This window comes from Citrobacter freundii complex sp. 2025EL-00176 (assembly GCF_053309355.1).
Genome location: NZ_JBRYHT010000007.1, coordinates 49,324 through 60,895 on the forward strand (window position 1 = coordinate 49,324; position 11,572 = coordinate 60,895).

At 53.5% G+C, this 11,572-nt stretch carries 11 protein-coding genes; 4 read left to right on the forward strand and 7 right to left on the reverse strand.

All coding sequences use genetic code 11. The features are described from left to right. Positions 1–161 precede the first annotated feature (161 nt). Positions 162–1,733: a methyl-accepting chemotaxis protein gene (locus ACVXHP_RS14790; protein WP_447571723.1), complete on the forward strand. Its 1,572-nt coding sequence runs from the start codon at positions 162–164 to the stop codon at positions 1,731–1,733. Positions 1,734–1,794: 61 nt separating this feature from the next. Here the strand turns inward: ACVXHP_RS14790 and ACVXHP_RS14795 are convergent, their stop codons facing one another. The 3 genes from ACVXHP_RS14795 to ACVXHP_RS14805 form a co-directional block, all read right to left on the reverse strand. Then, a complete protein-coding gene (locus ACVXHP_RS14795; protein WP_447571791.1) occupies positions 1,795–2,763 on the reverse strand; it encodes a DMT family transporter in 969 nt (322 codons plus the stop codon). A gap of 76 nt (positions 2,764–2,839) precedes the next feature. Next, entirely contained in the window at positions 2,840–3,664 is an 825-nt protein-coding gene (locus ACVXHP_RS14800) for an AraC family transcriptional regulator (RefSeq protein ID WP_304702484.1), read from the reverse strand. Between the two features lie 81 nt (positions 3,665–3,745). Beyond that, positions 3,746–4,594 carry an SDR family oxidoreductase gene (locus ACVXHP_RS14805; protein WP_200008216.1) on the reverse strand — a complete coding sequence of 283 codons (849 nt, stop codon included), beginning with the start codon at positions 4,592–4,594 and terminating at the stop codon, positions 3,746–3,748. Positions 4,595–4,684: 90 nt separating this feature from the next. Between ACVXHP_RS14805 and ACVXHP_RS14810 the strand changes: the two genes are divergently transcribed. Continuing rightward, positions 4,685–5,059, forward strand: a complete 375-nt coding sequence (locus ACVXHP_RS14810; RefSeq protein WP_316128883.1) for a winged helix-turn-helix transcriptional regulator — start codon at positions 4,685–4,687, stop codon at positions 5,057–5,059. Between the two features lie 90 nt (positions 5,060–5,149). Here the strand turns inward: ACVXHP_RS14810 and ACVXHP_RS14815 are convergent, their stop codons facing one another. Further along, entirely contained in the window at positions 5,150–7,093 is a 1,944-nt protein-coding gene (locus tag ACVXHP_RS14815) for a bifunctional 2',3'-cyclic-nucleotide 2'-phosphodiesterase/3'-nucleotidase (RefSeq protein WP_447571724.1), read from the reverse strand. A gap of 186 nt (positions 7,094–7,279) precedes the next feature. Between ACVXHP_RS14815 and cysQ the strand changes: the two genes are divergently transcribed. Then, positions 7,280–8,020, forward strand: a complete 741-nt coding sequence (gene cysQ, locus ACVXHP_RS14820) for a 3'(2'),5'-bisphosphate nucleotidase CysQ (protein WP_137371450.1) — start codon at positions 7,280–7,282, stop codon at positions 8,018–8,020. Here cysQ and ACVXHP_RS14825 read toward each other — a convergent pair. After that, on the reverse strand, positions 8,010–8,567 hold the full coding sequence (locus ACVXHP_RS14825; protein WP_048215073.1) for a YtfJ family protein: 558 nt from the start codon (positions 8,565–8,567) through the stop codon (positions 8,010–8,012). The two genes, cysQ and ACVXHP_RS14825, sit on opposite strands and share 11 nt — an antisense overlap. A 327-nt stretch (positions 8,568–8,894) precedes the next feature. Between ACVXHP_RS14825 and ACVXHP_RS14830 the strand changes: the two genes are divergently transcribed. Beyond that, on the forward strand, positions 8,895–9,101 hold the full coding sequence (locus tag ACVXHP_RS14830) for a DUF1107 domain-containing protein (protein WP_003025710.1): 207 nt from the start codon (positions 8,895–8,897) through the stop codon (positions 9,099–9,101). Positions 9,102–9,168: 67 nt separating this feature from the next. Here ACVXHP_RS14830 and ACVXHP_RS14835 read toward each other — a convergent pair whose 3' ends face one another. Further along, positions 9,169–10,509, reverse strand: coding sequence for a hemolysin family protein (locus tag ACVXHP_RS14835; RefSeq protein WP_200008220.1), 1,341 nt, complete (start codon positions 10,507–10,509; stop codon positions 9,169–9,171). Between the two features lie 273 nt (positions 10,510–10,782). After that, positions 10,783–11,421, reverse strand: coding sequence for a peptide-methionine (S)-S-oxide reductase MsrA (msrA, locus tag ACVXHP_RS14840; RefSeq protein ID WP_200008222.1), 639 nt, complete (start codon positions 11,419–11,421; stop codon positions 10,783–10,785). Positions 11,422–11,572 lie beyond the last annotated feature (151 nt).

The following is an 11,572-nucleotide window of genomic DNA, read 5'->3' on the forward strand; positions in this document are numbered from 1 at the left end:
TTTTGTGATGAGCGTCACGAAAATTTCTTATTTCGTTAAGGTGCTGAATCTTATTGGAAAGGAGAGATACGGCGAAAAAAGCTGCGCCAGAGAATTAAATAAGCGCACGCCGCTGCCGATAGTTAGACCTCAGACAATACCTGCATAATAAAAGGCAACAGATGTTCAAACGAATCAAAGTGATAACCTTACTTATCACCGTGTTACTCGCGCTGGGCGCGATGCAGCTCATCTCCGCAGGCGTCTTTATTGGCGCACTCAATAACGATAAACAGAACTTTAATGTCTCTCAGCTTTCCAGCCAGAACGTGGCTGAATTTACCGATGCGTGGATTAGCCTGAACCAGGCTCGCGTCACGCTCAACCGGGGTATGCTGCGTTTACAGGGAACGATGGCCAGCGAGATCAACGGTGGTCAGTTGAAAGAGCTGGTGAACACGGCAAATCGTCTGCTGGCCGAGTCGAAAGAGCATTACGATAAATATTACGCCCTGCCAGAAACGCCGGGGCTGGATGAGCGTCTGGCCGATCGACTGGAAGAACAGTACGGCATCTATTCTGCGACGCTGACTAAAATGAACGCGCTGCTGGCTGAAGGTAAGCTGGAAGAGATGTTCAAGCAGAATGCTGAGCAAAAACAGACGGCCATGCAGGAAGTGTATCGGGAATGGCGTACCGCGCAAACGGCGTTGGCCAATGCCGGCGTGCAGGACAATGAAAGTGATTACCGCCAGATAATCTGGCTGTTGTCTGCCGTGATGCTGACTGTTGTTACCGTGATTGTCGCCAGTTGGCTGGCGATGCAGCGCGTGTTGCTCAAGCCGCTCCACGAGGTGATGGGACATATTCGCCACATCGCTGCGGGTGATCTGACGCATAGCATCAACGCCGATGGCAGCAATGAAATGGCGCTGCTGGCAAGTAATGTGCGTGACATGCAACAGGCGCTGGCAAATACGGTCAGCGTGGTGCGTGACGGGGCAGATACTATCTACACCGGCGCGGGTGAAATTGCCGCAGGCAGTAACGATCTCTCTTCACGTACCGAGCAGCAGGCCGCCTCTCTGGAAGAGACCGCGGCCAGCATGGAACAACTCACCGCCACCGTGAAGCAGAACGCAGATAACGCGCGTCAGGCGACCAGTCTGGCAAAAAACGCCTCACAGACGGCGCAGAAAGGCGGAGCCGTAGTTGATGGCGTGGTGCATACAATGGATGAGATCGCCACCAGTTCCAGCAAAATCGCGCAAATTACCTCTGTTATCGACGGCATTGCCTTCCAGACCAATATTCTGGCGCTGAACGCGGCGGTAGAAGCGGCGCGTGCGGGCGAGCAGGGACGTGGTTTTGCCGTGGTCGCTGGCGAAGTTCGTACCCTGGCGCAGCGTAGTGCTCAGGCGGCAAAAGAGATTAAGGCGCTGATTGATGACTCGGGTAATCGGGTCAATGCCGGTACGGCGCTGGTGCATGAAGCGGGCGAAACGATGGCGGAGATTGTCAGCGCCGTGACCCGTGTGACCGACATTATGGGCGAAATTGCCTCGGCTTCTGATGAACAGAGCCGGGGTATCGATCAGGTAGGTCAGGCCGTTGCCGAGATGGATCGCGTGACGCAGCAAAACGCCTCGCTGGTGGAGGAGTCCGCTTCCGCCGCCGCCGCGCTTGAAGAGCAGGCAGCACGACTGAACAAGACCGTGGCGGTATTTAAATTGTCGCGCCGGATGGCGGCGTAAACGCCTTATCCGGCCTACATGAGATCGTACAGTCCTTGTAGGCCTGATAAGCGCAGCGCCATCAGGCATCCCCAGAAACCGGCACTACCGCCGGTTTCTGCGGTTTTGACCGCACAGCAATTACCACGCCTATTACCAGCAGCGCAATCCCGCTTAGCGTCAGCAGCGGCGGAAAATCCTGGCGCAGCATAAAGGTATACAACAGACCGGCCAGCGTTTCGAAAACTATCAGCGGGCCGAGAATCACCGTCGGCAGCTTCTGGCTGGCAACGTTCCAGCACAGGGCACCCACCCACGAACACAATACCGCAATGGCTATCATCAGACCGATAAACACATCCGGACGCGGGCCGAAGGGCAGGGCAAAACCTGGCGTTTGCCCATGCAGCCACAGACACGCTGCAATATACCCCAGCAGAGAAACGGGCAGCGTCACCAGCGCCTGAGCCGTCGCCCACATCATTGGGTGCTTATCTGGATTCTCGCGCAGCCAGCGGGCATTACGCAGCGCATACCACGCCCAGCACACCACCGAGACAAGCGCCAGTACAATACCGGAGCCATAACGCCAGCCGCTAAAATCGGGTAATCCCTGATTCAGTTCCGAGATATTCACGCACAGCAGGCCAATGGCAATCAATATCAGCGCAGGCGACAGACGCCACCAGGATAGTTTGCCGTCACGCTGGCTATAGAGCAGGTTGGCGAAGACCGGGATCACCACCGGCAATGTACCAATAATCATCGTTGATACCGGCGCGCCGGTACGCTGGATGGCGCTGGCCAGGCAAACGTAATAAATCAGGTTACCCATCATCGTTAGCGCCAGCGCCGTTATCCAGTCTTTACGCGTCAGTTGGCGCAGACGCGCGCGTCCCAGCCAGGCGATCGGCAACGCGATCAACCCCAGCGCCAGATAGCGTCCCATCGACTGCAACACCGCCGGGTATTCCGGCACGATCAGCGGCCCGACAAAAATTAATCCCCACATCAGCCCTGCCAGTAGGGCGTACAGCACGCCGCTAATCATTGTTAACATCCACATCATTAAACATTGCGTTGAGTGTAGGCAGGGAGAGCACAGCCGTATTGTATGAGATTGCGCATTAGCGCGAATAAACCTGCTTCTGATAACGTACCGGCGTAATGCCGTAGCGATGGGTAAACGCGCGGGTGAGATGCGACTGGTCGGTCAAACCGGTGGCGGCGGCTACCTCTGCGGCGGGCATTCCGTGAGTGAGAAAACCTTTGGCTCGCCACAGGCGAATGGCCATCAGCATTTGGTGCGGCGTAACGTGGAAATGAGATTTAAACTGGCGTTGAAAATGCCAGGGACTCAGTGAGGCCACCCGCGCCAGTTCGTCGAGCGTTATCGGGTGCATGTAATTATCATGCAGATACTCGCGTACCCGTTCAAAGCGATGCGCCCCCTCTGCAGATATTGGCGCATGGCGAGCCAGCGGCTGGAACGTATCGATCAGATCGAGCAACAACCCTTTTTGCGCCAGCGCATCCTCCGTGTTCCACAGGCCATGGATCAGCGAGCAGATCTGCCGCGAGCGCAGCGGATCGTGACGCGTGACGTCATGAAACCACCAGTGGCGGATCCCGGTGACCTCTTCCAGAAGATCGGGCTCAAGGTAGATCATCCGATAGCGCCAGCCGTCGGCGGTTTCGGCTTCGCCAGTATGCAGTTCATCGGGATTCATGGTGACGACAGAATGGGCGGGTGCGACGTACTGCGTACCGCGATAGCGAAAACGTTCGGCTCCGGCTTCTATCGCGCCAATGCCAAACGCTTCATGGGTGTGCGGCTCAAAGGCGTAACGTGATATATGCGCATGATACAGCTCAACGCCCGGCACCTGCGCCAGATGGCGAAAGCGGGCGCTGTCTTTCTCATCAATAAACTGCTCAGGTACACCTTGCACGTTTTCTCTCCCCACGCATCATCCTGTCATTATCAGAGAGGATGCGTGGGGATGCCACCACAATTAACTAATTTTTAACACTTACACGATGCCTTTGACGCTGTCAGCCAACGATGTGGTTGGGCGACCAATCAGTTTGCTCAACGTATGGCTGTCATCGAACAGACCGCCTTTAGAGGCGCCGACATCAGAATCAGCCAGCATGTCCGCCAGACCGGCGGGCAGACCAAAGCCTTTCAGCGCCGCGGCAAAATCAGCTTCGCTCAGGTTCTGATACACCACTTTTTTACCGCTCTGTGTTGCCAGCTCGGCAGCCAACTGGCTTAGGGTCCAGCCTGCGTCGCCCGCCAGTTCGTAGGTTTTACCGGCGTGCCCCTCTTCACTGATGACGCGCGCGGCGGCAGCGGCATAGTCAGCACGGGTTGCCGAGGCGATTTTGCCTTCTCCCGCGGCCCCAATAAAGACGCCGTGTTCCAGTGCCGCCGGCGCGCTGGCGAGATAGTTTTCGGTGTACCAGCCGTTACGCAGCAGCGCGTAGGCGATACCGGATTCAGCCAGCATCTTCTCGGTCGCCACATGCTCATCAGCCAGCCCCAGCGGGGAGGTGTCGGCGTGCAGCAGACTGGTGTAGGCGATAAATTTCACGTGAGCAGCCTTTGCTGCGTTAATCACGTTGCGATGCTGTGGGGCACGTTGTCCCACTTCGCTGGAAGAGATCAGCAGCAGCTTGTCGATACCCTGTAAAGCCGTCGTAAAGGCGGCTTCATCGCTGTAATCCGCCTGACGAACGGTAATGCCCTGCTGGCTAAGCGCCGTCGCTTTAGCGGGATTACGCACGATAGCCACAATCTGGCTGGCAGGAACGGTTTTCAGTAGAGATTCAATAACGTGTTGGCCCAGTTGGCCGGTGGCGCCGGTAATTGCGATCATGGGGTGACTCCTTGGTATTGGTCTTGTGTTTAATCACGCTAACACTTAAACTTACTTTTAGTAAGTACATACAAAAAGGTTAGTATGAAAATGACAGCGTCGACCCTCTCCCAACAATTACGCGACGGCAATTTGTTTGCCGAACAGTGTCCCTCCCGCGAGGTGTTAAAACACGTCACCAGCCGCTGGGGCGTGTTAATTCTGGTGGCGCTGCGCGATGGTACCCACCGCTTTAGCGATTTGCGCCGGAAGATGGGCGGCGTCAGTGAAAAAATGCTGGCGCAATCGCTGCAGGCGCTGGAGCAGGACGGGTTTATCAATCGGGTGTCTTATCCGGTGGTGCCGCCGCACGTGGAATATAGCCTGACGCCGTTGGGTGAGCAGGTGAGCGATAAAGTCGCCGCGCTGGCGGACTGGATAGAACTGAATTTGCCGCAGGTTTTGGCGCAACGGATCCCGGCGTGAACGATGTGCCGGATGGCGCTGCGCTTATCCGGCCTACAAAGCGGTCTCGCGCGTAGGCCGGGTAAGGCGAAGCCGCCACCCGGCAGGTTTTTACTTACTCAAATCCAACTGATAAATGGCAAAGCCGATATCATCGGTCGCGACTTTTTTCAGCGGATATTGCCCTTTCTCTTTGATAAACGCCGCGGCTTTCTCAGACGGTGATGTTTCAAAGCGAATATCCAGTGGCGTATCACTGTGAATCGGCGCCAGACGCCAGTTGTTATCTGCCGCCGGGTGAATTTCGCCTGCGCTCTTCGTCTGAGCACCTATCCATGCCACCAGTACCGAGCGGTTATCATCTGGTGACGCAAACGCGATGTGGCTGTCTCCAGTTCCGGCAAACTTACCGCCGTAGGCGCGATAGTTGTTGGTCGCGACGAGGAAAGTGGCGTTAGGATCGACCGGCTTACCGTTAAAGGTCAGATTCTTAATCCGCTCCGCTTTCGGATTGATGGCCTGGCACTCGCCGTCATAGCGGGCGGGCTGTGACACATCAATTTGATAATTCACGCCGTCGATCACGTCAAAGTTATAAGTACGGAATCCATCCCAGTTAATTAGCGACTGCGGCTTGCTGCTGTGAATATCAATTTGATTAAACTGCCCGGCGGAACATTCCAGCCACTCTTTCACCTCTTTGCCGCTGGCTTTCACTACCACCAGGGTGTTGGGATAAAGATACAAATCAGCGGCGTTACGGAAGGTTAACTGGCCTTTTTCGACTTCGACAAAGCTGGCCGGATCGTTCTTGCGTCCACCGACCTTAAACGGCGCGGCCGCAGAAAGTACCGGCAATTTTGCCAGGTCCGGATCGCCCTGGATAAAGTGTTCCACATACGCTTTCTGTGCGTTATTCACCACCTGCACGGTCGGATCATCCTGTACCAGCGCCAGATAGCTGTACATGTTGTCGGCTGATTTACCGATCGGTTTGCTGACAAACTCACGTGTGGCATCGTGATCGGCTTTCAGGATCTCAACGATTTTTTTGTCTTCTGCTGCCAGTGATTTTTTCGCCGCGGCGTCATAAATGGGGCGTGCCTCGGCTTTCGCCTGGCTGACCTGCCATTTACCGCTGTCGTTATTCAGTACCAAATCCACGACGCCCAGATGATCGCCCCACATGCCCGGCATCACCGCCGGCACGCCATTGAGCGTACCTTTTGTAATATCAGCGCCTTTAATGTTGGCAAAATCTTTACCCGGGAAGACGGCGTGGGCATGACCAAACATAATGGCATCCACGCCCGGTACTTCACTAAGATAATAAACGGAGTTTTCCGCCATCGTTTGATACGGGTCGGCAGAAAGCCCGGAGTGAGCAACCACCACCACGACATCAGCACCTTTTTTCCGCATTTCCGGCACATACTTACGCGCGGTTTCGGTAATATCGTTTACCGTCACTTTGCCGCTGAGGTTGGCTTTATCCCAGGTCATAATCTGCGGTGGCACGAAGCCGATATAGCCAATTTTCAGCGTCTGCTTGTTACCTTCCTGGTCGACCACCTCAGTATCTTTGATCAAATAAGGCGTAAACAGCGGCTTTTTGGTCTTAACGTCGATGATATTGGCGTTAACGTAGGGGAACTTCGCCCCGGCCAGAGCGTTGTGCAAATACTCCAGACCGTAGTTGAATTCATGGTTGCCGAGGTTACCCACCGCGTAATCCAGCGTATTGAGCGCCTTATATACCGGGTGAATTTCGCCCGCTTTCAGCCCTTTGGCCGCCATGTAATCCCCGAGCGGGCTGCCCTGAATCAGATCGCCGTTATCAACCAGCACGCTGTTTTTGACTTCACCACGCGCGGCGTTGATCAGACTTGCCGTACGCACCAGGCCAAATTTTTCAGTCGGCGTATCTTTGTAATAATCGAAATCCATCATATTGCTATGCAAATCAGTGGTTTCCATTATACGCAGATCGACGGTCGCGGCATTCACGCTGGCTGCAATCAGCGTTGCCAGAAGCGTTGCACTAAACTTAATCATCAGGGGCATCCTTTTAAGATCTAAGCCACAAAAGAAAATGTATATAAATCTTCTTGCTTACAGAACTGTGAATCATGACATGAATATAGCGTTTAAAACCGCAAACGCTATCACAGTTGGCGGATCCGCTGACGATCGGGTATAAGTAAAACAACGAGTTAACACCACTGACAAACGAGGTGGAGAATGTTAGAACATGTATGCCAGCTTGCACGGAACGCGGGCGATGCCATTATGCAGGTCTACGATGGAATCAAACCGATGGAGATTACCAGCAAGCAGGATGATTCTCCGGTCACGGCGGCGGATATCGCTGCGCACACGGTGATCCTCGAAGGATTACAGGCGCTGACGCCGGATATTCCGGTTCTGTCTGAAGAAGCCCCTCCTGGCTGGGATGTTCGCCAGCACTGGCAGCGCTACTGGCTGGTCGATCCGTTGGACGGCACCAAAGAGTTCATTAAACGTAACGGTGAATTTACCGTTAATATTGCGCTGATTGAGCAGGGAAAGCCGGTACTTGGCGTGGTTTACGCGCCAGTGATGAAGGTGATGTACAGCGCGGCAGAAGGCAAAGCGTGGAAAGAAGAGTGCGGCGTGCGCAAACAAATTCAGGTACGTGACGCGCGTCCACCGCTGGTGGTGATTAGCCGTTCGCATGCCGACAATGAGTTAAAAGAGTATCTGCAACAACTGGGCGAACACCAGACTACGTCGATTGGCTCGTCGCTAAAATTCTGCCTGGTGGCGGAAGGGCACGCGCAGCTGTATCCGCGTTTTGGGCCAACTAACGTCTGGGACACCGCCGCCGGCCACGCCGTTGCCGCCGCAGCCGGAGCGCACGTTCACGACTGGCAGGGGAAACCTCTGGACTACACCCCACGTGAATCGTTCCTCAACCCCGGCTTCCGCGTCTCTATTTACTGAGCAATTTATGCAGCAGGGCAATCACCTGCTGCACCTCTTCCTGCGTTAATGCGCCATCTTTTGCCCACTGTACGCGTCCGTCCTTATCGAGTACCGCAATAGCGGAGCTTTCTTCATCCAGTTGCCAGGCTTTACGCGCAATGCCGTTGCTGTCGACAATAAATTGTGACCATGGGTAGAGCTTCTTGTTGCTCTCCAGACTGCTGCGCACAAACATACCGGAGCCGGGAATGGCGTCATCCGTGTTGACGATAGTGGTGGTCTGGTATTTGTCGTGCGGCAGGTTCGCCGCTTTGATGGCTTCGATTAGCGTGGCGTTCTTCTCTTTGGCGGAGGTGCGTCCGGCAATGTGTTGCACAATGCGTACTTTGCCGGGCAGTTGCGCGCTATTCCAACTTTTGTAGCTAAACTTATCGTTATCGAGAATCAGTTCGCCGCGATCGGCGATCCCCACCGGCGGTACACGCTGGTCAGTCTCAAACTTATGGGCGGAGGCAATCATCGGCAGCAGCAGGCACGACAGCGCCAGCAGTTTTCGTAAGGTCATAGGTTTTCCTTGTTTCTTTATTTTGCAGGTGATCCGACCACTTGGGCCTGGAATTTAATCATATGTGCGATTGATGCTTTTTCCCGCAAGCGCGATGCCAGTTTGCGGACGGGCGCACAAATCCTGCGAAAATCGAAGGCTTATACTGAAGACAGCGAAGCGTTGAAAAGATAATTCTGAATAATTGTAACTGGAAGGTAAATAAACTTATACACGCTGGAAACATCAACGAGATAGTCTATAGTCATAGGGCATTAAAATTTGCGCCTGAGGATTGTCGGACCGATTGTGGTACCGCAAAGGCGTAATGCTCAGCAGGAGACAACAATGAAAATTTTCCAACGATACAACCCGCTGCAGGTGGCGAAGTACGTGAAGATCCTGTTTCGTGGACGGTTATATATCAAGGATGTAGGCGCTTTTGAATTTGATAAGGGTAAGATTCTTATCCCAAAAGTGAAGGACAAACTGCATTTTTCCGTGATGTCCGAAGTTAACCGTCAGGTCTTGCGTCTGCAAACTGAGATGGCTTGATCAAAGTGCTATGCGGTAGTTAAAAAAACGGCTCCAGGACAGGAGCCGTTGATGTTTCTGCAAGGCGCTATGACGCCTTTGCCTCTTCCTTCGCATCCGGCAGTTTCGGTACCAGAACGGTAGGTTTACTGTCCAGACGCGTCACCAGCAACTGATCGATCTTGTAGTTATCGATATCCACCACTTCAAATTTGTAGCCTGAATACTTCACCGAGTCGGTGCGTTTCGGGATTTTACGCAACATGAACATCATAAAGCCGCCGATGGTCTCATAGTTGCCGGACTGCGGGAACTCGTCGATATCCAGGACGCGCATGACGTCATCAATCGGCGTACCGCCGTCGACTAACCATGAGTTTTCATCACGCGCCACGATCTGTTCTTCCAGGCCCTGACCGACTAAATCGCCCATCAGCGTCGTCATCACATCGTTGAGCGTGATAATCCCCACCACCAATGCATACTCGTTCATGATAACGGCAAAATCTTCGCCTGCGGTTTTGAAGCTTTCCAGCGCTTCAGAGAGCGTCAGCGTATCCGGGACAATCAGCGTGTTGCGGATCTGCACGCCGCTGTTCAGCGCCATACTCTGGTTGGCCAGCACGCGGTTGAGGAGATCCTTTGAATCGACATAGCCAATGATGTGGTCGATATCTTCGTTACACACCAGAAATTTGGAGTGCGGATGTTCCGCCACTTTGTTCTTCAGGCTCTGCTCATCTTCGTGAAGATCGAACCAGATAATGTTCTCGCGCGAGGTCATTGAAGACGGTACGGTGCGGGATTCCAGTTCGAACACATTTTCAATCAGCTCATGTTCCTGCTTGCGCAGAACACCCGCCAGAGCACCGGCTTCGACCACGGCGTAAATGTCGTCTGACGTGATGTCATCTTTACGCACCATCGGAATTTTAAACAGGCGGAAAATGTTATTTGCCAGACCGTTAAAGAACCAAACCAGCGGGCGGAAGACCAGCAGACAGAAGCGCATCGGGTTGATGATACGCAAAGCCACAGCTTCTGGCGCAATCATACCGATGCGTTTCGGGGTTAAATCCGCGAACAGGATGAACAGGCCAGTAACCAGTGAGAAGGACAGAATAAAACTTAACTGTTCGGACAGCTCTGGAGAGAAGTACTTTGAGAACAGGCTGTAAAACGCCGGGGAAAAGGCCGCATCACCAACGATACCGCCGAGAATGGCGACCGCGTTAAGGCCAATCTGCACCACGGTAAAAAACATGCCGGGGTTTTCCTGCATCTTCAAAACACGCATTGCGTTCACATTGCCGTCATCGGCAAGCAGTTTAAGTTTGATTTTGCGTGATGCGGCAAGCGAGATCTCGGATATCGAGAAAAACGCACTCACGGCGATCAGGCAGAGAATGACTAAAATACTGTTTAACATATCTTATCCGACCGTTAGGGTCAGATCCTCGGAAGGGAGAAGTTGATACTCGTCGTCTTTCAAGCTGCAGGTGCGTTAGCTGCACTCATTCACCCCAGTCACATAGTTCTCTATGCTCCTGGGGATTCACGAGTTTGCCGCCTGCCTGCAACTCGAAATCCTTAGAGTATAAATCCAATGGAATATTCATTGAAAACCGGCTCGTGGAAGTGAGCCGGTAAATTCAGAAGCTAGTATAGCGTAAGGTACTGTAAAGTCGCCAGAGGGGGAAATTTATCCTTGTGGTGGCAAACACACGCCAATCCCGCCAATTCCGCAGTAGCCGTAAGGATTTTTGTGCAGATATTGTTGGTGATCGTCTTCGGCATAATAGAACGGTGTTGCCGTACTGATTTCCGTTGTAATGGTGCGCTCGTCGCCAGCGGCGGTCATCGCCGCCTGAAAACGTTCAAGGCTGGCCTGTGCCGCGGCGCTTTGCTCTGGCGTTAAGGGATAAATAGCGGAACGATACTGCGTACCCTGGTCGTTCCCCTGACGCATACCTTGCGCCGGGTCGTGATTTTCCCAGAACACCTGCAGCAGTTGCTCGTAGCTGATAACATGCGGGTCATAGACGACGCGTACCGCTTCGGCATGCCCGGTATTGCCAGAACAGACTTCCCGATAGGTCGGGTTAGGGGTATAGCCGCCGGTGTATCCGGCTGCGGTGCTGTACACGCCGGGTAATGACCAGAATAAACGCTCGACGCCCCAGAAACATCCCATGGCGAAAAGGGCTATTTCCATACCGTCGGGCACGTTGGTCATCGAATGTTGGTTAACCGCATGCAGCGTTGCCACTGGCATCGGGGTGTTGCGTCCAGGTAGGGCATCTGCTTGAGTAACGAGATGCTTTCTATCAAATAAACTCATGGCCGTTCTCCCGAAATCAGTCATTTGGGTTAAGGTTGTAACGAGACGCGTCTTTGCCCACAATAAACGGCATGAATACGTCTAGAGTTAAACATAAGAAATATTTGGGTTGTCGTCTGTTTTTCAACTCTTATTGTTGATTTTTTGTTAA

Excerpts from the sequence above, each read along its gene's own strand:
- ACVXHP_RS14790 (WP_447571723.1), top strand. The coding sequence starts at position 162 with ATGTTCAAACGAATCAAAGTGATAACCTTACTTATCACCGTGTTACTC.
- ACVXHP_RS14795 (WP_447571791.1), bottom strand. The coding sequence starts at position 2,763 with ATGATTAGCGGCGTGCTGTACGCCCTACTGGCAGGGCTGATGTGGGGA.
- ACVXHP_RS14805 (WP_200008216.1), bottom strand. The coding sequence starts at position 4,594 with ATGATCGCAATTACCGGCGCCACCGGCCAACTGGGCCAACACGTTATT.
- ACVXHP_RS14810 (WP_316128883.1), top strand. The coding sequence starts at position 4,685 with ATGACAGCGTCGACCCTCTCCCAACAATTACGCGACGGCAATTTGTTT.
- ACVXHP_RS14815 (WP_447571724.1), bottom strand. The coding sequence starts at position 7,093 with ATGATTAAGTTTAGTGCAACGCTTCTGGCAACGCTGATTGCAGCCAGC.
- cysQ (WP_137371450.1), top strand. The coding sequence starts at position 7,280 with ATGTTAGAACATGTATGCCAGCTTGCACGGAACGCGGGCGATGCCATT.
- ACVXHP_RS14825 (WP_048215073.1), bottom strand. The coding sequence starts at position 8,567 with ATGACCTTACGAAAACTGCTGGCGCTGTCGTGCCTGCTGCTGCCGATG.
- ACVXHP_RS14830 (WP_003025710.1), top strand. The coding sequence starts at position 8,895 with ATGAAAATTTTCCAACGATACAACCCGCTGCAGGTGGCGAAGTACGTG.
- ACVXHP_RS14835 (WP_200008220.1), bottom strand. The coding sequence starts at position 10,509 with ATGTTAAACAGTATTTTAGTCATTCTCTGCCTGATCGCCGTGAGTGCG.
- msrA (WP_200008222.1), bottom strand. The coding sequence starts at position 11,421 with ATGAGTTTATTTGATAGAAAGCATCTCGTTACTCAAGCAGATGCCCTA.